Source organism: Segatella cerevisiae, assembly GCF_024054555.1.
In the GTDB taxonomy this organism is placed as follows: Bacteria; Bacteroidota; Bacteroidia; order Bacteroidales; family Bacteroidaceae; genus Prevotella; species Prevotella cerevisiae.
Genome location: NZ_JAMXLY010000007.1, coordinates 53,124 through 75,076, shown reverse-complemented (window position 1 = coordinate 75,076; position 21,953 = coordinate 53,124). Strand labels below are relative to the sequence as shown.

The 21,953-nt window shown below is 40.9% G+C and carries 17 protein-coding genes; 3 read left to right on the top strand and 14 right to left on the bottom strand.

Features of this window, described 5'->3' with window-relative positions:
- Positions 1–23: 23 nt before the first annotated feature.
- Both NG821_RS03230 and NG821_RS03225 read right to left on the bottom strand, forming a co-directional pair.
- Complete coding sequence (locus tag NG821_RS03230) at positions 24–572, bottom strand: hypothetical protein (RefSeq protein ID WP_252760229.1); 549 nt, start codon at positions 570–572, stop codon at positions 24–26.
- A 95-nt stretch (positions 573–667) separates the two neighbouring features.
- A complete protein-coding gene (locus NG821_RS03225; RefSeq protein WP_252760228.1) occupies positions 668–2,020 on the bottom strand; it encodes a YihY/virulence factor BrkB family protein in 1,353 nt (450 codons plus the stop codon).
- A 421-nt stretch (positions 2,021–2,441) separates the two neighbouring features.
- On the opposite strand from NG821_RS03225, the gene NG821_RS03220 reads away from it, so the two are divergent.
- The 3 genes from NG821_RS03220 to NG821_RS03210 all read left to right on the top strand — a co-directional run bounded on the left by NG821_RS03220 (position 2,442) and on the right by NG821_RS03210 (position 5,048).
- Positions 2,442–3,074, top strand: coding sequence for a SagB/ThcOx family dehydrogenase (locus NG821_RS03220; RefSeq protein WP_252760227.1), 633 nt, complete (start codon positions 2,442–2,444; stop codon positions 3,072–3,074).
- Positions 3,075–3,320: 246 nt separating this feature from the next.
- Entirely contained in the window at positions 3,321–4,046 is a 726-nt protein-coding gene (locus tag NG821_RS03215; protein WP_252760226.1) for a BRO family protein, read from the top strand.
- 630 nt (positions 4,047–4,676) lie between these two features.
- Positions 4,677–5,048, top strand: coding sequence for a Bor family protein (locus NG821_RS03210; RefSeq protein WP_252760225.1), 372 nt, complete (start codon positions 4,677–4,679; stop codon positions 5,046–5,048).
- A gap of 59 nt (positions 5,049–5,107) precedes the next feature.
- On the opposite strand, the gene NG821_RS03205 is transcribed toward NG821_RS03210, so the two are convergent.
- The 12 genes from NG821_RS03205 to NG821_RS03150 form a co-directional block, all read right to left on the bottom strand.
- Complete coding sequence (locus NG821_RS03205) at positions 5,108–6,121, bottom strand: DUF4062 domain-containing protein (protein WP_252760224.1); 1,014 nt, start codon at positions 6,119–6,121, stop codon at positions 5,108–5,110.
- A 133-nt stretch (positions 6,122–6,254) separates the two neighbouring features.
- Positions 6,255–7,670 (bottom strand): TIR domain-containing protein, encoded by a 1,416-nt coding sequence (locus tag NG821_RS03200; protein WP_252760223.1) that lies wholly within the window; start codon positions 7,668–7,670, stop codon positions 6,255–6,257.
- Positions 7,671–8,025: 355 nt separating this feature from the next.
- Positions 8,026–8,799 (bottom strand): hypothetical protein, encoded by a 774-nt coding sequence (locus NG821_RS03195; protein WP_252760222.1) that lies wholly within the window; start codon positions 8,797–8,799, stop codon positions 8,026–8,028.
- Positions 8,800–8,814: 15 nt separating this feature from the next.
- Entirely contained in the window at positions 8,815–11,349 is a 2,535-nt protein-coding gene (locus NG821_RS03190) for a GIY-YIG nuclease family protein (protein WP_252760221.1), read from the bottom strand.
- Positions 11,336–12,862: an Eco57I restriction-modification methylase domain-containing protein gene (locus NG821_RS03185; RefSeq protein WP_252760220.1), complete on the bottom strand. Its 1,527-nt coding sequence runs from the start codon at positions 12,860–12,862 to the stop codon at positions 11,336–11,338. The genes NG821_RS03190 and NG821_RS03185 overlap by 14 nt, the downstream gene beginning before the upstream one ends.
- The gene (locus tag NG821_RS03180) at positions 12,843–13,517 is read right to left on the bottom strand and encodes a DNA methyltransferase family protein (RefSeq protein WP_252760219.1); all 675 of its coding nucleotides are present in this window, start codon (positions 13,515–13,517) and stop codon (positions 12,843–12,845) included. The genes NG821_RS03185 and NG821_RS03180 overlap by 20 nt, the downstream gene beginning before the upstream one ends.
- 179 nt (positions 13,518–13,696) lie before the next feature.
- A complete protein-coding gene (locus tag NG821_RS03175) occupies positions 13,697–14,035 on the bottom strand; it encodes a DUF234 domain-containing protein (RefSeq protein ID WP_262921851.1) in 339 nt (112 codons plus the stop codon).
- Between the two features lie 234 nt (positions 14,036–14,269).
- Positions 14,270–15,751: an MFS transporter gene (locus NG821_RS03170; RefSeq protein ID WP_252760217.1), complete on the bottom strand. Its 1,482-nt coding sequence runs from the start codon at positions 15,749–15,751 to the stop codon at positions 14,270–14,272.
- Positions 15,752–15,800: 49 nt separating this feature from the next.
- Positions 15,801–16,712 carry a 5-dehydro-4-deoxy-D-glucuronate isomerase gene (gene kduI, locus NG821_RS03165; RefSeq protein ID WP_252760216.1) on the bottom strand — a complete coding sequence of 304 codons (912 nt, stop codon included), beginning with the start codon at positions 16,710–16,712 and terminating at the stop codon, positions 15,801–15,803.
- Positions 16,713–16,735: 23 nt separating this feature from the next.
- On the bottom strand, positions 16,736–18,154 hold the full coding sequence (locus NG821_RS03160; RefSeq protein WP_252760215.1) for a PTS galactitol transporter subunit IIC: 1,419 nt from the start codon (positions 18,152–18,154) through the stop codon (positions 16,736–16,738).
- Between the two features lie 340 nt (positions 18,155–18,494).
- Positions 18,495–20,969, bottom strand: coding sequence for a bifunctional UDP-N-acetylmuramoyl-tripeptide:D-alanyl-D-alanine ligase/alanine racemase (locus NG821_RS03155; RefSeq protein WP_252760214.1), 2,475 nt, complete (start codon positions 20,967–20,969; stop codon positions 18,495–18,497).
- Between the two features lie 15 nt (positions 20,970–20,984).
- The gene (locus NG821_RS03150; RefSeq protein ID WP_252760213.1) at positions 20,985–21,890 is read right to left on the bottom strand and encodes a GSCFA domain-containing protein; all 906 of its coding nucleotides are present in this window, start codon (positions 21,888–21,890) and stop codon (positions 20,985–20,987) included.
- Positions 21,891–21,953 lie beyond the last annotated feature (63 nt).

The following is a 21,953-nucleotide window of genomic DNA, read 5'->3' as shown; positions in this document are numbered from 1 at the left end:
AGATGGAATTGGCAAAACGGTATTCAGAAATCATTCAGGATAACTGACTCATGCTTCATACTGTTGGCTTTATCGGAGAATTCTGCATGAGTTGACCAATCATAAGGATAACCATTCTCTGACGCATCCTCCAAAGTATAACAATAGATAGTTCCCGGACCGGTGCTGACGGTAATCGTTGCATTACCGGCATTATCGATGCCGTCAGTAATATTATCTTTCCCATATTTTACAGACAACAGAGATTTCAAGTTATCCAGTTCTGTTTTGGCAAAGTCGGAAGTCAATGTGTCGAAATACACTTTAGCAGAATACACGATCTTCGTTGTCGCGTCATAATAGACGGCCACATTCCCTTTTCTTCCGGCAAAAGTGCCCTTGAATGCACGCGTACCCGCCGGCAGTTGCCGGTTGATATCGGTTTGTAAACGAAAGCCTTTGGCGATCAATTTCTTCTGAAACTGGTCAATGGTTCCTGTTAGAGGAATATCGGCAAATTTCATGTGCTCTGTCTGAGCATGCAACTCCATTGTTAAGAACAATAAGAGTAGGATGATAAAATTTCTTGTCATAGATATAAGATTGATTATTATTCGTATAAGAAGATGTACAGTTTATTTTTATCCGGTTAAAATCAGAGAATCCCGGCACTCTCATATAGGAAAGATCACAGTATCACCTCGTTTACGGGAATATCCTTCAACTGACGAAGATAGTTCCGACGGATATCAAAGATACGATGCAGGGTATCCGAATTCTTGTCCTTTTCAAAATTGAATTGAAGATTATGGTAGGTGTCATGAGGAAATGATTCTAATTTGTCTACCATCTGCCCCACAGTCAGATGCCCGGAATCACCATAAGGAAAATAAGTCACCCTGGTTTGATCGGCATTATAACTCTCTATTGCCAAACCCGTTTCACACAAATTCTTCAAGATATCCGTCACGATCCGTAGTGGGAAACCCGTGAGTTCCTTCAGTTGGCGCGCTGTCAGAGCTTCTTTGTTCTTCTTCTGCCTCCGGCAAATCTGACTCATGATCATCAAACTCATGAACATCCGGTTGTTATGACTGATGTTGCGTGTCTCGAGAAGAAATTCATACATGCTTACATTTTGGTTGATATAGCAGAGTTCTGTACAGAACAGGCATATATACCAACTGACCTGAAGCCAGATCAAAAACAGAGGCAGCGCTGCTAGAGAACCGTAGATGATATTGTAACTGGTCAACAGTGCCTGATAATGGACATAAAAATACTGTAGGATGAGCATTGAAGCGGATGCCAACATTCCGGGACCCAAGGCCTTGAGAACCTGAACCTTTGTGTTGGGCATATAGACGAAGATGATCGTAAAAATGAACGTCATCAATAACCAAGGTACGATTTTCTGTACAAAAAGCCAAACGACGGTTCCCAACAGTACTATATGCTGCAATTTATCCACATTAGCATAAAGGACCACGCTCAGACCGGAGACAACGATAATGATGACTGGGACCATGAAGAGCAATCCTGTATAATCGAGCAGGATCTCCGACCAACTGCGCTTCTTCTTGACCTGCCAAATAGAGTCAAAGACATGTTCGATATTATAGATCAGGGAGAGTATACTATAGAGCATCAGCACCAGACCGACACCGATAAAGATGCCTGTATTCGTATAAGCGATATAGGAATTGGCAAGATGAATGATTGAATTTGCGACCTGAGGCTGACTGGACAACACTTCACGACACCACTGTTCGATAAACACATTAAAACCGAAACCTCGGCCAATGGCAAAGACGAAGGCAAAGACGGGGACAAGTGCCAATAAAGTACTGAATGCCAATTGAGTAGCATAGTCAATATGGCCACGCGCGATGAAGAACCGGATAGAAAGATAAAGCCGACGGGTCAGAAAGAGGGCGATCCTCCTCCAAGTCGACAATTGGTCGACCTTTACCCGCCATATCCCGATTTCAAAGAAATGCTTGATCTTGGCTCGTCTGAAAGCGCTGAAATAATTTTTCATAAAAATCTGCCTTGCGGTACAAATATAAGAAAATTCCTCCTATCCTTCAACACAAGTATCACTTTTCTGCCTAAACGGAGTCTGGAGGGCCGTAGCCTCAACCGGAATCACAAGGGGAAAGGGAAAGTTGAAGAAAGAGTATTTCTGTACTTCCGGTTTCTATTGTCTCATTAGTGTCATAAGAAATTTATCTAAGATTATTGATTTCAAGCATTGGCACAATTAAACTCGAGATTAAAGTCCTTTACTCTCATCAACCTGTCTGAAGAGGCAAGAACAGACATCAAATGTAATGTCCAAAATACACTCATGGGTAAAGATAGTATAAACCTATACAATGACCGTAAATAAATTTTCAGAATAAGAAATTAATCTTAGAAAAATATTATCTTTGCGCACGTATAACTAATAAATTACAAAAATGAGGAAACAAGTTTTATTTGCATTATGCCTGATGATGGGAACAGGTGCGATGGCCCAAAACATCAAACTCCCTGCTCCAAGCAACGATGCCAGTATGACACTGGTACAGGCTTTGGAACAACGCCATTCTACAAGGGTATTTTCAGAGAAAGCCATCAATGACAATACGCTTTCACAAATACTCTGGGCTGCTTGCGGCATCAACCGTCCTGCAGAAAACAAGACTACGGCACCTTCAGCCATGAACGCCCAGGATATAGAGGTTTATGCCATACGAAAAGACGGAGCTTTCCTCTATGTCCCCAAAGACAACAGTTTGAAGAAAGTATCCTCAAAAGACCTGAGGACAGCTGTTGCAGGCAGCCAGTCTTTCAATCCGCTGCCACCTCTCAGCCTTGTGTTAGTCAGTAACCAAGCCAAATTCGGCAGTCGTGCAGGCAGCGCAGCTCGTGAAGCAGGAATGCTCGACGTGGGCTATGTATCGGAAAACATTTCCCTGATCTGTACAGCTTTGGGACTGAACAATGTTCCACGTAAGACGATGGATGTCACAACCCTGCAAAAAGAACTCGGACTTCCGGCAAGTCAACTTATCCTCATGAACCATGAGGTCGGTTATCCGAAAGAATAATCTTAAATTGAGTATAGTTTACCCTGACCAATATACGACATACAGATATAACCGTATGCGTCATATTGGTCAGTTTTGAATCCAACAGATGACTTTAACTGAATTGAAGATTCAGTATAATGTCGGTGTTACAGCTATTGACACATACACCGTAAAGAGAATCGACTCTGATTATTTTGATGAATAATCCATATTTTTAGTGCTAATTAATTCAACCGAAAGATCTTAATCTATAAAAATCTAAACATGAAAAAAGAAGTGATTCTAGAATTGTACAATGGTTTTGAAAAGGCCGCTTTGGAAGTAAATGGTATCGAATGCTGGAGTGCTAGAGACCTGCAGCATTTATTAAATTACAGTTTGTGGCAGAACTTCAATAAGGTGATTGATAAAGCAAAGATTTCCTGCCAAAAGGCGAATCAAAAAGTTGAAGACCATTTTATTGGCGTCAATAAAATGGTCAAACTGGGATCCGGAGCAGAGCGTCAAGTCGAAGACATCCTTCTCACTCGTTACGCCTGCTATCTTATCGCACAGAACGGAGATCCGAGAAAGGAACAGATTACCTTTGCACAAACTTATTTTGCAGTACAGACACGAAAGGCTGAACTCATCGAGCAGCGTCTCATGGAAATAGAACGTATCAAGGCACGTACAAAACTACAGGAGACAGAAAAACATCTTTCCGGAATCCTTTATAGCCTTCCTACCATCAGCATTAAAGCCAAGGACTTCGCAGCCGAAATGACCAATGTCAATGTACAACAGAAGAATCTGTACGGTGAAGGACAGATTGCTACGGAACATGTGGATAACAATAAGGCTGTTCGGAAAATGATGATTGACCGAGGCATTGTACCAGAGAACCTGCCCCCTGCCGAAGATGTCAAGAAGGTCGAAAGGCGGCTGGCTAGTGAAGAGAAAAAGGCTTTGGGAAACAAAAATAACAAAGTCAAGACCAAAAAGAAATAATCATCCCCCTCTATCTCTCAGACAGTTAGTTCAACATAAAATACTAGCTACAAACTCAAGACGAGATGGGTTATGGTACCGATTAGTGCTCTATGGTATTAATGCGCTGATACTGTCAATATAAGATTATTTGTTAACCGGTTGCGAACATAATATGAACGGCATTGCTCCGGAAAAACAGAAAACTCCATCCGCTATTATCAAGTGAACAGATATGTTGATCCAGAATATATAACCTAATATGGAAAATTACGACCAATTCTAATGCAAGTTCTGCCTTAAAGTCATCTCTTCCCTGACGGTTTCCAAGTCTATCCACACTTTGGGATTTTTCGAAGCTACTAAAGATGCCTCACCTTATCTACATAATTAAAAAAATCCCTAGAAAGAACCTTAATATCAATAAGATTTTTTATCTTTGCAATGGAATATAGCGTTTTGCTATTGTTTATAGTCTTAGAAAATCGCCAAATATATAAGACACCGATAACAATAGGTAAGATGCTCACGTATGGCGTGGGCTTTACTTGTTTGGTGTTTGGGCGTTTGGCGATGCCTCTAAGCTAATAGGTAATCGCTCACGCTTTTCCTGTATTTATATATTTCGTTTAATTATTAAAATTATTAATCATGAAAAAAAGTACATTTTTATTTATTGCAGCCATGGCCTTATGTTTGTCGTCATGTTATTGTGATAAGATTACTGTAGGCCACATTTCACAAGATGAGCCATTAGTTCATGTCGCTAGTATGCATAATGCCCATTTTATTTATGGTGCTGTTGTTACTCATGATAAAGCTGATAAATACATTTTAAACACACCCAACTATGTAATTGAAAACAAACAGACATTTGGTGATCTATTTGTTTCCGGCATTACTTTTGGTATTTACACTCCGACAACAACTAAATATTACGTTCCTAAAAGCACTTCGAACATTGTTGTAAGCAAAAAGAAGAAGAAGTGGAGCAAAGCATATAAAGGTTATTTGAAAGATTGATAGGTTTTCAACAATAGAAAGGGCAGGGAACGACTCTGCCCTTTATCGTTTTGTTCACCTTAACTATTCTTCTTGAGTGCATTCAACTTTATCATCTGACGATTTCCGTATTTTGTTAAATGCCAACATACATCACATTGGACTTCAGCTCCATGTTTTTTATTACTCAACTCTATAATATGTAAAGCTAGTAACTGAACCTTAACTATTTGAAAGCAAGAATCATGAAGAGATAAATCATCTCCTTCATAATTTCCCTGATTTATTAATAAATTTTGAATATTTTTATTTAAAACATTTTTCATCCCACTTTCTGAGCACTCATCAATCAGATAAGGAGCAATAAATGATATAATCTGATTCCAAGTCAAGCTAATTTCTCCACTAGAAGTACAGTCATCCATGAATAGTGAAGATTTAGTATAGTCGAACTTTAGTTTTATTTTATCATCACCCTGCTGTAGCCTATCAATATCATTTGGTTCCTCGTTTTCACTTAACACTATTTGTTCCTTTAGCTTTTCGTTATCTTCCTTTAATTTAAGAATCTTCCTATAAGCATTTGCAGGGAGCTCATCAGAACGAACCCATCCTGTTCTGGGCTTTGATTTTATTAAGGAGTGTAAACTTAATACCACTTGAGCTACTAATTCACCTGGATCATTCCAAAATTTACAAAGTTTCTTTTCTACAACAGATTTAAAGGCTTCAAGCATCTTCTTTTTTTCTTCGCCCGTTTCTACAAATTTATTTGGTATATTCTCTAAATCTTTTCGAACGAAAACAATCGTTGGAATCCCCTTCTGATATGCATACTCATATTCCTCCTGCGTATAACTTTTATGTTCTTTTTCATCAATTGTACCATACATACCTGCAACAATTAGCACATAATAATCACATTCATCAATAAGTTTTTTAATTATTTCCCACTGCGATTCATCAGCGGCATTAAAGTATTCCATCCCCACAGGAAAACAATCCATTTGCAAAAGAGCCTTCATGACCTGCTTCCTTTCCGGAATAAGATCTTCGTATGTAGAACTAACAAAAACTTGGTATTTCTTTCCCATAATCCTATATCTCTTTTCTTTTCAGTTTTCGGATTTTCCAATCTCTCTAAAATAATGCAGTTCCAATATTTACTATTTACTTTTATCAACACATCTATCCTTCTATTACAACGTCATTATTTCCCATTATATATTAATATCCCGGATTTTGTTTTATATGAGGATCAATATCTACTTCAGGTTGTGGTATTGGTAGCAACAATTCATAATCCTTTATACCTGTCAAAGATTGAGCTTTCCCTAATCTCTTCAAAACAGCCCAAGTTCCATAAATGGCACCTCTGTCAAACCAGACATCTGAATTATCTTTTCCTTCTACTTCCTCCTTCAGCAATTCTACATATTCTTTTGTATAGATATCTATAGGTGATTTTGTTTCGTTTTTATCAACAACATTCAATGTGAATATGCTATTATTAAATGATGAGACCTTTTTTAAATGAGAATATGCCAGATCCTTCTGACCTAATGACAGGTATAATTCTGTATACAGGATATTTACAAATGAATCCGTAACATGACCGTTATCTAGACTTTTTATGAAAGAACATTTCTTTAAAAGCTCTAAACAATAACGATATACGGTTTCTGCCTCAGACTGGGAAATTCTCATAATCTCACTAAGTTGAGTAGACTTCACAACAGGTATATTACCCCATAACATTGCCATATTATAATAGACAAATGCCTCAATAGCTCTCGCTTCAGCTAAATATTCTTCGCCAACAGATTTCTGTGTAAGCAATTCATTTGTACTTTTAATGACCACATATCCATCAGCGAAGACATTCCTAATAATAAGAGAAGTTGGTGTAATTCGTTCATTATTAGAAGTATCTAATCGAATTCTCTCTATTTCCAATTGCCCCTTTTCAAATTGAGATAGCTGCTCATAAGTCTTATTGATATAAGACTTCAAATGATACTCATCCTTGAAAGGAGAATTTAATGTAGCTAAATTATTCACAGGTTCTTTTCGAACATTCGGCTGACTTTCTGGTTTCTCTATTGATATAGTTTGTTTCTTATCTTCGGGAGCAGGTTGGTATGACTGGAATTTTTTGATAAACTCATCTCTTTTATATTCCCACCTACTCTCATCTGGGGCAGAACGGTCAAACAGTTCTATTATCTTAGCTTTAAACTGGTTCATCCGAGCTTTTATATTATTGTCATCCCATCTTATTGCAATACTATTTTTACCAATACACGTCCGATCCAAGCTATTAACATTAAGGTTGGGAAGGATAAAAGTTTGATAATCATTTTTCAACACCCAGGCAGCACCCATTTCATTAAGAGACATAGGGCTATCAAGATACGCCGATGAAATCAGATAGATCATAAAAAGATCATGATCCTCATATTCGCTTTTAATACGTTGATATATACTTTCTCCGGCAAGTACCTCATACCCAGAGACAGAGCTGCAAAAGATATCCCTTATACCTAAAAACTCAAGCAGGTCCACAAGAGCTGATGCTATTTTAGCATTATCAGTAGAATGGCTAATAAAAATCTTTGGCGATTTCTTTAAATCTGTGTTCATTGACGATATTATTTATGGAAGATTATACTTCCTTGTTAAGGATTACTACTTACAAATATAGTCAATCTTTTCATATCTTGTTACAAAAATCAAGGTTTTTAGTTCATTCTTATTACTAAAAGTTTCATTTCTCTTTGGATAAAACGGACGATACTCCGCTTTATCCATTTCTCTTTCCACAAATTAGTCTATCTCCCTAAAAATAACTATATTTGTACTTTGAATGAATCAACCAAATAAAATTCTATGGAGATACCCGATTATCAAACTATGATGCTGCAATTATTGCAGAAAACAATCATTTAATAAAAACATATTTCAAATCTTTTTCCTAACCATCACTCATATCATTTCGTTACACCAATTCATCATAATTAAATTTCTGAAACTTTTCTGGTTTACTTTTTATGTTATTCCAATCAAATTCATATTTTTCTTCTTCTTTCCAGTTATCAGGATACTCAATTAAGAGATAATCTCCTATCCCAAATTCTTTGCCTTGATAATAAGTATCTTGCGTACCTACACTAAGCAGATTATTGCCAGGTTCGAAGGACATAGTATTAAATTGAGATGACAGTAAAATAAATAGCGCAGAGAAAGCATTAAGCAGATTTTCCATATTTGCTAATTTTCGTTCGTCTTGTCTATTATGTTTTGTTGAATTATAATCCTTATACCATTGCAATCTACCATGTTCATTTGTCCACTCTTTAAAAGGCATATATGTATTTTTAATACCATCCCACACTGGAAATGTTGCAGAATAAGCATCTAAATGATGAGATGTATTAATTTTTTTATAGTCAATTATATTCCAAAATCGTTCAGGTTTTGAATAAGTATTTTCTTTAAATATAGCTTTAAAATTTGCCTCTATTTCAATACATATTCTCATGAAAAGCTGATGAATACGATAGGAATATGTTTGCAAATTAGTATCAGAAGGTTCTATAAATTCAAAAAGTTGCTGAATATCTTTTTGAATTAAGAGAAAAGCACGCGTATAAAACAATGGTGAAGAAGCATAATCATGATCTGGAATATATGCCCACTGAGAATATTCCCAATTAGGAATACTTTGGACGAAAGGTCTATAGATCCTATGATATGGTATAGAAATTCCCATAATAACAATTATTTTTTATTTTGAATCTTCATTCACAAACGTTTTGCCATACTCTTTTTCACTTAATACCGTATTGTAACCACCTATCTGTTCTTCCTGGTGGCGATTAATACCTGTATATTCGAGGCTGGAATCTTCATAGCGCTTAAACTTGAAAACAGCATCATTCATCAACGGAGCATTAAAGACCCCAAGGGTAATCAACAATTCAAAATCCTCTTTTGTCAGACCTGTTACCTTTTTGAACAGACCAGGTTCAAGTTGGGTGATTACATCTGTCAAAGTACGCTCTCTAAAGTCTGTAAGATACATGAAGATAGGAATCCTTGTGGCAAACTTGATCAGTTTATCCTGAATTTCTTTACGCTTACTCTTATATTCCTTCTCTTCTTCCGTTAATTGCCTTTTCTCCTGTACAGACAACGGCTGGTCTTCAGATTTCTTTTTCAGTTTCTTTACCGAATCAGACTTGTTGATGATTGCTTCAATTTTATCATTCAGATTACGGAAACCCTCAATATTCATCAAGGCATTCATGGCCTGTTCGTTGCCCATCAACCGTTTTAGAGTTTTATTATCTACATTGACCAATACCGCACTCTCCCATCGTTTAGCCAATAACGTTGCAGTGGTACCACTTATTGCCATATCAAGCACCCCAGCAGCATCAATCTGTTTCATAGAACTGCCGTCATAAGCCAGTACCGGAAGAAAATGAATCAAGTCAGCTACCTTTTTCTCCTGATTGTCTACACCCATGCCTAAGTTTTCTGCATAATCCCTTAATTGCACCAAAGCCCGATCAGGTGCGAAATCAAAGATATAACACTTTTCCTTTAAGATCAATTCTTTATTCGGAGACTGTTCATCCGGATTCTTCAACACCCAAGGAGACTGCACACGGAAAGCCGCCTGAAAATAGGTCTCAGGACTAGAAGTATTTCTCAACATCAATATCCCTGTCCATGGACGGATGGTTACTCCGGTAGTCAGTTTACCACATGACAACGTTATTGTCTTGCTTTCCAAGGGATGCTCCATAGCAGCCCGCACCGGTTTAAGAGCATCAAGACCTATACCCGCTTTAGTCCCTGCTGCCACGACCACTTCATAATCATGATAAAAACGGTTCTGATGTTCCAGTAATAAATTACGCATAGCATAACACGAAGAAACGGTAGGTAAAAACCAGAAAGTATGACTGAGCGTCTTTAACAGAGGAGCATGAGAAAACGGCATTGGTGGTTTCTCCGTTTTCAGTTTTAAATCAGAAACGATAGTTTCAGTATAGGCACCTCTTATCAGATCCAGCCATTTCTGAACTTCATCTTTATAAACAAATTGAGCATTCCCTTCTTCTCCTTCAGCCGAAAAGAAAACATTCAGATCAAATTCATTAAACTCTCCCCCCTGGGCCACTGAACGCAAAGAATCAGGGAGTTGATAAGTCATCATTACCACCTGAGGCAAGGCCACGTATGGATTATCCGGTCCTTCCCAGTTTGCCTTTGCCTGTTGCTCATCCGTATAAGTCCAGTTATAAATCTGTTCCTCTATAAATTCCCCTGTACTCAGTGCCCTGAACGGTGTTCCCGACAAATAGAGATATGCATTTGTTGTGATCGGCATCAGATCCTCATCATAATAATCCTGTCCTTCACCCTTTGCGAACTTCTGCTCTTTCCGGTCTTCAGCTTCGAACAATTCCTGTGCATTTTCACGCCACGCACCATAATGATATTCATCCAATATCACACAATCCCAATTAATACAATGTACCCATTCATTCTTTGCCTTGATTCCTCCTTCCGGCGTCTTACCAAGATAATCCTGAAAAGAACCGAAACAAACTATCGGACGGGATCGATCTGCCGTATCGTAGGTTAAATCCGTATGGCGGGATATAAACTGCCAGCCTTCAAAATCCACATGTTCCATCAAGTCTTCTTCCCAGGCATTTTCGACAGCAGGTTTAAAGGTAAGAACAAGTATACGCTTCCATCCCATTTTCTTTGCCAACTCGTATGCAGCGAATGTTTTGCCGAACCTCATTTTACAATTCCATAGAAAGTGAGGAGTCTTATTTTCCTGCCCAGCATAGTTTTTGAAATATTCTGCTGTCTTTTCCACTGCATCTTTCTGTTCAGGGCGCATTTTGAAATCAAGAGAACGATCTTCCACATTCATTTTCCGGTCACGAACTGCAAGGACAGCAGCCCTAACCTGCTTTACGCTACATTCAAACCATTCACCTTCAGGATTAGGGACTTCCTTCTTTCGTAAATATCGATGAACATCATGATCGGTAAATGAAGTACCATCATTACGCATTGCCGTTTCTTCCATCACAATATGATAAGGCAATTCACCCGGTCGGGCAGTAGGATATTGTTGCCTTACCCGCTTTTGTACACCTATAGTTGTATATCCAACCTTCAACAACCCTTTATATTGTGGATTCGTATCCTCATAAGCATAAATCTCGGGGGTTGCTTGAGGACGAAGCGGAAAGAAATCTGTAGAATTGCTCATAACTTTACTCTGAAACATGTACTGTATTTTCAATAAAATGAATTTCTTCTTGGCTCAATTTATATTTTGAATAAAGAAGTTCATCTGTCCATATCTGATCAAAATCCAATAAAGGCACAAAAGTATAAGCTCCTTTCATCGCATTTTGAGTGATCTTAACTAAAGAAACCAAAAAATGGAAAAATTTAGTTTGAATATAAGAAAGCACACTATGAGCTTCTTTAGAAGATAAAAAGGGACCAACAACTAAATACGTTTCTGTACAGCAACATGGTTTTTCTTCATAGATAGGATTAAGCCAATCTGTAGCAACATTGCCGTTGCCCCATGCTTTAGGTATTAAGATCTTATACTTAGATATCCAATCTCGATTTTTTTTCACAGAATCTTTTGATATATATCCGATTCCTTTACTTCGCCACCCATTATAATAAAATAGAATGTAATTATTTCCAGGTGTCAATTGAAATTGAGGCATAACCCTTTTATAACTATTCTTTTCTCGAACATCATAACCAAAAGGATCATTAGAACTTATTAAAGAAGAAAAACTTTTAAAGCTCTCTGATTTTATCTTTCCTAAAATATTTATTGCGTGATTATTTCTAATAAAGATCTTGGCACCTTTCTCAATCAGAAATCTATTTGATATTTCTATTTTCTCATGTTGATGTGTAAATATCTCACATTTGCCAGCGTTTCCCTTTTCCCACAAGAAATAGCAAACTCCTCCTTTTATTTGAACACCAGGGAAACATTCTGAAGCATCGGGGAAATCATGTAAAACTCTAATACATTTATCATGTAACATTTTATCACGAAATTCATCCAATCCTCTACCACCTGTATACCATCTAGCCGGGATAATCATACAAAGATATTTTGGCGATAACCTTTGAGCCTGCTCAACAAATTTCTGATAAATTGGAATCGCACTAGAACCAGTTCCACCTCCATCATTCAATTGGTATGGAGGATTACCTATAATAACATCAAATTTCATCTTATTAAATATAACATTCGGATCATCAGTATGTATAAATTCGTATGCATGACTTTCATAATCATCACCACGATCATAAACGCTCTGGCTTGCCCCACAATAAACACACTTTCCATCTTTCCAGGTATGCTTCATTTCATGAAAACGAATATTACCACTTTCATCCTTAAATGTCGTGCAAACAGAATACTCGCCATTAGCTGTTTTACTGCAATATACGCTTCTTCGTGATAATAATGAAGTTAAATCTGTAATCGCAATACCATAAAGCTGTTGAGTAAAAATATGATTGAGTCTTTCCTGTAAATCAGGTATTTCATCCTTTAATCCATTAATCAATCGTTTTGCTATTTCACGAAGGAACACGCCGGACTTGCATACCGGATCCAGAAAAGTCGCTGTACTATCATGCCAGATTTCATCAGGCAACATATCCAGTATCTGATTTGCCAAAGCTGGTGGTGTAAAGACCTCATCGTTACTTAAATTGGCAAGACACGAAAGGACATCAGGATTGTAATTCTTCATATTCAGCTATTTTTAGATAATTAGTCAGAGGAAATTCCTTTATTGGAGTTGGAATAAAAGCCTCATCCCCCAAATCAGAAAACAGATTCGGACCCTCCATTGGTTGATTCTCCATCAGATTGGCCATCGTATAGTCCCGTCTCTTGATTTGTCCATTAATTACGGTCCATTCAGAAAAAACAATCGGAACAGGGTGTTCTTCCGGAGTCTTTAAAGTTAAGGCATCCCCCCACAGGATATTCTGGTAGAAAATATAATCTATACTCTGAAAATATCCCGGATTAGGTCCTTGAGGAAAAACAGAAAGATATTCATTCTTGAATTGGCTGGATAATCTATTCCGACATTCCTTGACATTATCTTGCAAAAGTTCTATACCATAAATACTGCCAACAGCAATCAAAGCATTCAATTCATACAAGACTTTATCCTTGGCATAGAGTTGTCTGGCCACACGCAATTTACGTTCCAGAATAACCGTAACGAAATTACCCGTTCCACAAGCCGGCTCAAGAAACCGTGAGTCAATACGTTCTGTTTCTCCCTTGACAAGGTCCAGCATCGCATTTACTTCTCGTGGTGCAGTGAATACCTCTCCATGATTTGAAACCCTTTCTCTGGATTTGATTTGTGTATGTGAATCGTCCTTTCTCATTCCATATATGTGTTTTTGTCCGTCTTGAATACTTTTAAATAAAAGGGTATACCAAGACTACCACAAAGATAATGAAAAAAGCAATAACAAAAATCACAAACAGCATGTTTTTTCGTATGGTTGTCCGAAAAACATGCTATTCAACTATCCTCTTTCTTATAAGAGCTTTTATCTCCTATCTACATCTCTTCCAGAGAAAGGCAGCCGATCTGTACATCACGACCCTTGAATATTCTGCTCTGCATGACACTGGCCTTTTCCTCTAACAGTGAAGGAATGTATTTCTTGCGCTGTCTTTTCACTTCCCAGGCATTAATATTGCCTTCTAAGTCTTCCGTAACGATATCTATCTCCTCCGGGTCACGGCTCTGAGGCAACCACCAGCCACCGATATCGACATAGTTCTGACTCTCCATGAACTTCTGACGGAACCAGCGTTTCAAGGCAAAACCGGAAAAGACAGGATAATCGTTCTTGATGATTGTACCAAGCATCTTGAAGTTGCCTATCTCTATCAAAGAACGATCTCTCTCCTAAAAAATTATCATCCAGTTATTTTATCATCGTAAATTTTATGGCCATAAAATTTACGACAAATATAATAAAAAGAATAACACCGAACAAGTTTTTCCATGAGAATATAAAAGCAAAACAAAGATCATAAAAAATCCCGAAGGAGAGTAAGAACGGTTGCTCACCTTCGGGAAGGAATCAATCAACATACCGGTATTCTCCGTACCGGAACGGATAAATTATTTGTCCGTAGCAATAGGCCTGTATTTCGGTACGAGGGTCTTCATGATTGCCCAGCCTATCAGATAGGCTACGGCACAGATGCAGAAGATAATCATATACCCGGCAGGCTTGCCTGAGAAACCGAGGAAAGTAAAAGCTGACCCGGCATTCTCTGCATAGGTAAAGAGTTCACCTGACCCTGTATTGATCAGCCAGGAGCCGATACCTCCCGCCATGGTACCGATACCGGTAATCGTGGCTACCGTACTGGTAGGGAACATATCGCCGATAGTTGAAAAGAGGTTGGCAGACCATGCCTGGTGTCCTGCACCGGCGAGCCCGATGATGATTGCCGGCCACCATGCCGGATCAATAGGACTGGCTTTCCAGGAAGCCAAGGGTTGTGCAAAGAGAGCCAGCAATGGGAAGAAGGCAAAGATCAGCATGGCGAGCATACGTCCGCGATAAGCTCCCATCCCCTTCTTCTCCACGAAGAATTTCGGCAGATAACCACCGAAGATTGAGATCACCGTCACGATGAAATAGAGGACAAAAATCAATAATTTTCCCATCGTGGTATTTGAACCGTAATTGAACTGATCGGAAAAATAGGCAGGTGCCCAAAATAAATAGAACCACCATACACCATCCGTCATAAATTTACCGACGATGAAGGACCAAGTCTGACGATAACGGAAACACTTGAGGAAGGGAATCGTCTTCTCCTCTTTTCTCGTCTCCTCTGCCGCCTTTACCCGACCGTCATTCTCCTGATCCTGATTAATATACGTCATTTCCGCATCATTCACATGCTTACTGTCTTTAGGCCGATCATAGATGAATACCCACAGAGCCATCCAGATGAAACCCAGTCCACCGATGATGATGAAGGCCATCTCCCAACCGAGATGTTCAGCCAGGACAGGGATCGTGACCGGTGCCGCCAGGGCTCCGATAGACGCCCCGCTATTAAAGATCGCCGTAGCAAACGCACGGTCTTTCTTCGGGAAATATTCAGCCGTCACCTTGATAGCCGAAGGGAAGTTACCGGACTCACCCATGGCAAGCACTGCCCTGCAGAAAAGAAAGAGATAGACAGAGACCGTGGAGATGGACAAAGCCAATTCTGATCCAGCTTTCACGGCACGCAGGGCTGCCAATGATGGAACCCCCACGATATGCATGGTCGCCCATCCGCAGGCAGCGTGCATACAGGCACCCACAGACCAAATGCCAATGGCGGTAAGATACCCCTTCTTCGTCCCTAACTTGTCAATAAACTTACCTGCAAAAAGGCAAAAGAACGCATAGAGAATAGAGAAAATCCCTGTTACCACGCCATAATCGGCATCCGTCCAGTGAAATTCCGGAGCGATGAAATCCTTCCACGTCAGTGACAATACCTGACGGTCCATGTAATTGACCGTTGTGGCAAAGAAGAGCATGGAACAGATCACCCACCGATAATTGGTTTTCTTAGTAGTTTGAACAGAACTCATAGTTTAAGGTTTGTTTTGGTTAGTTGAGTTATGATGATCTCTCCGGCTTCTATTTGAGGTCAGAGATCTTGACGACCTGCATATCGGTATAGATCAGGTTCTCTCCCGCCATTCCCCAGATAAAGGTATAGTTGGACGTTCCTGCCCCACAATGGATACTCCATTGAGGAGAGATGACAGCCTGCTCATTCTTGACCCAGATGGGACGTGTCTCCTGCGGTTCTCCCATAATATGAAGGACCTGCTGGCCCTCTGGGATCTTATAATAGAAATAGGTCTCCATGCGACGGAGGTGGGTATGAGCCGGCATCGTGTTCCATACAGAGCCTTCCTTCAATTCCGTGATGCCCATCTGCAACTGGCACGTATGTACGCCGGCCACACCGTCAATGATCATCTGGTGGATCACCCGGTCATTGCTGCCAGCCAGAGAGCCAGCTTTGATATTATGAGCCTCCTTCAACGTCACCTTCCTGATCGGATAAGCCTTCTGTGCACAAGCACTGTTCAGATAGAACTTGGCCGGATGAGCAGGATCCTTGCTGGAAACGGTGATCTGGTATGAGCCACGGCCGATGTACAGGGCCTCCTGAAAGGCGAGGGGATAATCCTTGCCGTCAACGGTCACCACACCGTCACCACCGATATTAATGATACCCAGTTCACGATTATCCAACAGGTTCTTTGTATCCAACGGGGCAATGGAAGCCAGCTCCAGGGGAGCATCCACCGGCTCAGCACCGCCGACGAGGAAACGGTCATAAAGGGAATAGGTCCAGTTGACCTCTCCCGGTGCCATCACCTTCTGGATCAGGAATTCCTTACGCAGGCGCTCAGTATCATAATGCTTCGCGTCCCGGGGATTGCTGGCCCAGCGGACTTCATAATGTGTGTAAGCATTCTGCGCCATACCCCAACAGGCCATCAGGCACATCACCACTGTTAAAATCTTTCTTTTCATTATTGCATAATATTTGAAATTCTCTATTTCGTTTGAGGGGCATGACTGTCTCCACCCTTGGATTCAGCGTCCAAAAGCGCTGCTGCAGCTTTCTCGTCCTTCAGAATACGACGACGGTTATACCACATCATGGCCAAGACTACAACGACCAGAACAGCAGGTCCGATGTACTTCACATAACAAGTGAGTTTGTAAATCACCCACCCGATCAAGGATGAGGCAAAATCCATACTCCCCGCAAAGAATCCTTGGGGAACACTCGTTGCCGGGTCCTGAGTTGCCTTGAACACAGAGTTAGCTGCCATTGTAAAATCAGGTGCCATATCAGTGACGAACCACAAACCGAACAACAGTGCCACAAGGCTCACCAAATAACTCTTCAGGACATTTCCTTTAGTATAAGGAAGCATCACGGGAAAGAGATAGAACAAGCCCGCCAAAGATGCCAATGGCAAGAACTGATTACCGGGCAGCACGATTGACAGAATAAGATAGGTCGGGATCAGCAACAGCGTACATACCAAAGCAGTCGGATGTCCGATTACCAGAGCAGGGCTCATTCCGATATGAATGGTTTTACCGTGGAAGCGTCTGGCCACCACTTCCTTTGTCTTGTCGGAAATTGGCATCAAGCCATCGATAAAGAGTTTGGTAATACGTGGGATCAACTCCATCACAGCACCCATCGTAATACCCAGGAAGAGGATCTTCTTGATATCCATACGAGCGACGATCCCTATGAGCGCCCCGACAATAACACCAAGTACGAGCGGTTCTCCAAGGACTCCGAACTTTTTCTTCATACCTTCCGCATCAATATCGAGTTTGTCAAATCCCGGAATCTTATCCAACAACCAGTCAATAGCCAATGTGAAAGGCAGAAAACTCTGACAAAATGGTTGAGGAATGGAAATCCCCTCCAAGTGATAGTATTTCTGGAACCGGTCAGCAGTCAGATCAGCCATGACCAAAGTGATCATATAGCAGACGATAGCGGCAAAATAGCCCCATGCCAGACTCTCGTGCATGCAGAAATAAGCCACAGAACCGATAAAGGCAAAATGCCAGTAATTCCAAAGATCAATATTGACCGTCCGAGTTGTTTTAGTTATCAACATCAGAAAATTTATACCCAAGCAGATCGGGATAATCAGTGCTCCGACAGCAGTACTGTAGGCGACCGAAGCGGCAGCAGGCCATCCCATATCGAACACTTTCAGTTTAAGGTGATAAATTTGAGACATCAAAGTCAGGGGATCGCTGAAATTTTTTGTCAGCAAAGCGGTCACGATACCCAGTCCGACGAATCCAACGCCGACATATAGACCGGACAACAACGCTTTACTGAATTTCATGCCGATACACAGTCCGATAATCGTAAAGATGATAGGCATCATTACGCTCGCACCAAGACCAATAATATAACTAAATACTTGTTCCATAAATACTGTTTAAGATATAGTTGCTAATTTAGCAGGTTTTTAAGGGTAGTACACTGTATGCAAAGATACACTTTTTCTTATAATTAATACGTTTCATGGCAAACTTTTACGCAAAAGGTTAATAAAAACCCCGATATATTTTCTGTTCGTTACAAAGGCTACGCCTAAGGTAGATAAGATGAAAGAAGAATCTTCTCTCCGTGAAATTCAGGTAATTCAACAAAAAAGCAGCAAGAGCCATCAAAATCGACTCCCACCGCTTAAAGGTTAATTTTCCAGACATCAATCCATGCCCAAATCCTATTTACGACTCGGAACCTCTCAAATCCCGAAAGCCGACTCAGTCATGGAAATAGACTCTTTTGACACGACTGCTGATGGTCGTCATGACCTCATAGGGAATAGTATCCAAAGCATCGCTCAAAACAGTCACAGGAAGATCATCACCGAAGATCTCGACGCTGTCACCTTCCTTGCAAGGGATACCTGTCACGTCAATCATAGCCACATCCATACAGATATTTCCTACATACAAAGCTTTTTGTCCATTGACGAGACAATAGCAATGACGGTTGCCCAAATGACGGTTCAAGCCATCTGCATAACCGATAGGGATGGCAGCGATGACGCTGTCCCGATCCAGGATCGTCCGCCGGCTATACCCTACACTGTCACCTTTCGGAACATTCCTCAACTGCAGGATCGTCGTCTTCAATGTCGAAACGTTGTGGATAGTCTTATTAGTACGGGGATCAATGCCATAAAGTCCGAGTCCAAGGCGGCACATATCCAACTGTCGCTCAGGGAAATGCTCAATGCCGGCAGAATTATCAATATGGCGGATGATCTTATGACTGAAAGCAGACTGCAATTTCTTGCTTGCCTGGTCGAAGAGGGAGAACTGACGGGCACTGAAGGCATCGAATTCATCACTGTCCGAGCCCACGAAATGAGAGAACACCGAACGAGGAATGATCGCATTCTGATGCTTCAACCTACTGATCAACTCATCCATATCTGTCTGCGGATTAAATCCGAGACGATGCATCCCCGTATCGATTTTGATATGCACAGGGAAACCTGTAATCCCTTCCTTTTCGGCAGCTTTCACCAAAGCCTCAAGCAGTCTGAAACAGTAAACTTCCGGTTCCAGGTCATAATCGAACATGGTCTTGAACGCAGACATCTCCGGATTCATGATCATAATATTCGAAGTAATACCGTTCTTCCGCAGGATTACACCCTCATCAGCCACTGCCACTGCGAGGTAATCCACACGATGATCCTCCAGTGTTTTGGCTATCTCCACAGCTCCGGCGCCATAGGCATCAGCCTTGATCATACAGACCAGTTTGGTCTCCGGTTTCATGAGTGAGCGGTAATAATTGAGGTTCTTGACGACAGCATCCAGATTGACTTCCAAAACAGTCTCATGCACTTTTTTAGCCAAGAGTTCCGTAAGTTGGTCGAATCCGAATTTTCTGGCGCCCTTTATCAGGATCACCTCGTTTTGAAGAGAGGAAAAGACGACACTATGAAGGAACTGTGGAACTGTGGTAAAGAAGAATTTCTCGGGTACCTGTATCTCATCTGCCTGTTTGCACAAATCCGGTCCGATTCCGATGAATTTCTGGACACCGCGCTTCACAGCCAAGTCTGACACCTCACGATAAAGATCTTCTGGTGACATGCCGCTCTGATAGATGTCGCTGAGGATCAACGTACGGCGACGTCCTTTCTGGTCAGGACGACGGCTCATGAAATCCAGTGCGATATCCAGAGAATTGATATCCGAGTTATAACTATCATTGATCAGGGTACAACCGCGCTGACCTTCGACAACTTCCATACGCATGGCAACCGGTTCCAGTTTCTCCATCCGATTTTGGATCTCCTCTATCTTCAATCCCAGTTTGGCAGCAACTGCTGCACAGATAATGGAATTTGTTATGGAAGCCCCATCGAGGAAAGGCAGGTCATACTGTATTTTCTTACCTTTGTAATAACAAACGACTGAAGCCGACTTGGCATTTTTCTTCACAGACTCGACATACATCGGCGCATTCTTGTCCTTTCTGGACCAGTACAACTTCTCCCCTTTGAAATCACCTGCCTGAACGGTTTTTCGGATGATCTCGTCGTCCTCATTATAGACAATGACAGAGGCATCGTGGAACAAGATCATCTTTTCCCGGCATTTCTCCTCCATCGAAGAGAAATTCTCCTGATGAGCCGCTCCCAGATTCGTTAATACTGCGATTGTCGGTTGGATGATGTCGCGGAGTGCCAACATCTCTCCCGGTTTACTGATACCGGCTTCAAACACCCCTAACTGGGTATCCTCATTCATCAGCCAGATAGAGAGAGGTACGCCTATCTGAGAATTATAACTTCTCGGGCTGCGGGTAACAAACAGATCCGGGGACATCAATTGATAAAGCCATTCTTTCACCATCGTCTTTCCGTTGGAGCCTGTAATCCCGACAATAGGAATATTGAACTCATCCCGATGGCGTTCTGCCAAGCGCTGCAAAGCCTCAAGAGGCGAAAGGACTTTCAGGAAATTAGCATCCGGGTATTTTTTCTTATAGTCTTCCGGTACATTGGCAACGACAAAGTTCAATACCCCTCTGCGATACAAATCAGGGATATAGCGATGCCCGTCATTCCTGCCGGATTTCAATGCGAAAAAAAGCGTCTCTTCCGGAAAGCATAAAGAACGGCTATCCGTAAGAATAAATCCTATATTGGTATCCTTTTCCCCATAACGGCGTGCGCCAATAAGAGTGGTAACTTTTTCAATAGTATATGTCATTGTAACAATCAATTATTATTCAAAGGTTTTACAATCGAGCGCAAAGTTAGGATATTTTTTTGAAAGTGCGTTTACTTTTAACCTTGTTTTGTGTAAGAAATCCTGATAAGCTTTCGATTCGGGATGAAAAGGACGGTGATTCAACGCCAATTTGACAGGTTTCCAGTCTGCTAAGAACTCGAGTGTCTTCTTTCCGAAATAGCAGTCACTGAATCTCTCCCACATATAGTCGACAGTCTGGTCTGAGGGATGTAGCATGTCACTGTCATAGAAACGGTAATCCCGCAGTTCATCATTGAGGATTTCATAAGCGGGGAAATAACTGACGGTATCAGGATAGGACTGTTGGAGTTTTTCAGCTGCCAATAGCAGGACGGCTTTAGACAGTGAACTTTTATGATAGCCATATTTGGCATACCTGATCGGACTCACCGTCACGATCACTTTGATGCCGGCATAGTCCTCTTTCAAGCGCCCAACGGCCTTGTTCAAATATTCTTCACACTGTTCAATGGTCAAGGCTTTCTCTTCAAACCAGTTCTGGGGGCGCTTCCGGCAATTATCAACGATTTCTCCAGTCTCCTTTAAGATATAGACATGATTCGTGCCGAGTGTAAACACAGCCACATGAGGGACGCCTGTAACAGTTTGGGAGGTTTTCTCATTCTCTTCCTCCAGGCCAACCTCATCCGGCTGACCTTCATGGCTACAACGTATATGGGCAGACCAGCGCTCGACTGTATGCAGGATACTTGCAGGATTATACATCACTCCAAAGGGGTTGACGACGGCACGGAACTTTTCCTCCTGAAAACGCTTGCCAAGACGATCAGCGAAACAAGAACCGACAAACAGCATTGCTTCACACGGCGGTATCTCAAAATCTGCCTTCCCGATTTCTACAATCGTTCTAAAATCCATTATCCATCATGTTTGATAAGACCTCTTATCTACAATAGTCGCAGAGCGGAAGAAGAATATCTT

What these genes read in the sequence shown, in the direction of transcription:
- NG821_RS03155 (WP_252760214.1), bottom strand. Translation starts at nt 20,969, where the DNA reads ATGACATATACTATTGAAAAAGTTACCACTCTTATTGGCGCACGCCGT.
- NG821_RS03225 (WP_252760228.1), bottom strand. Translation starts at nt 2,020, where the DNA reads ATGAAAAATTATTTCAGCGCTTTCAGACGAGCCAAGATCAAGCATTTC.
- NG821_RS03160 (WP_252760215.1), bottom strand. Translation starts at nt 18,154, where the DNA reads ATGGAACAAGTATTTAGTTATATTATTGGTCTTGGTGCGAGCGTAATG.
- NG821_RS03150 (WP_252760213.1), bottom strand. Translation starts at nt 21,890, where the DNA reads ATGGATTTTAGAACGATTGTAGAAATCGGGAAGGCAGATTTTGAGATA.
- NG821_RS03230 (WP_252760229.1), bottom strand. Translation starts at nt 572, where the DNA reads ATGACAAGAAATTTTATCATCCTACTCTTATTGTTCTTAACAATGGAG.
- kduI (WP_252760216.1), bottom strand. Translation starts at nt 16,712, where the DNA reads ATGAAAAGAAAGATTTTAACAGTGGTGATGTGCCTGATGGCCTGTTGG.
- NG821_RS03200 (WP_252760223.1), bottom strand. Translation starts at nt 7,670, where the DNA reads ATGAACACAGATTTAAAGAAATCGCCAAAGATTTTTATTAGCCATTCT.
- NG821_RS03180 (WP_252760219.1), bottom strand. Translation starts at nt 13,517, where the DNA reads ATGAGAAAGGACGATTCACATACACAAATCAAATCCAGAGAAAGGGTT.
- NG821_RS03195 (WP_252760222.1), bottom strand. Translation starts at nt 8,799, where the DNA reads ATGGGAATTTCTATACCATATCATAGGATCTATAGACCTTTCGTCCAA.
- NG821_RS03210 (WP_252760225.1), top strand. Translation starts at nt 4,677, where the DNA reads ATGAAAAAAAGTACATTTTTATTTATTGCAGCCATGGCCTTATGTTTG.
- NG821_RS03205 (WP_252760224.1), bottom strand. Translation starts at nt 6,121, where the DNA reads ATGGGAAAGAAATACCAAGTTTTTGTTAGTTCTACATACGAAGATCTT.
- NG821_RS03215 (WP_252760226.1), top strand. Translation starts at nt 3,321, where the DNA reads ATGAAAAAAGAAGTGATTCTAGAATTGTACAATGGTTTTGAAAAGGCC.
- NG821_RS03170 (WP_252760217.1), bottom strand. Translation starts at nt 15,751, where the DNA reads ATGAGTTCTGTTCAAACTACTAAGAAAACCAATTATCGGTGGGTGATC.
- NG821_RS03190 (WP_252760221.1), bottom strand. Translation starts at nt 11,349, where the DNA reads ATGTTTCAGAGTAAAGTTATGAGCAATTCTACAGATTTCTTTCCGCTT.
- NG821_RS03185 (WP_252760220.1), bottom strand. Translation starts at nt 12,862, where the DNA reads ATGAAGAATTACAATCCTGATGTCCTTTCGTGTCTTGCCAATTTAAGT.
- NG821_RS03220 (WP_252760227.1), top strand. Translation starts at nt 2,442, where the DNA reads ATGAGGAAACAAGTTTTATTTGCATTATGCCTGATGATGGGAACAGGT.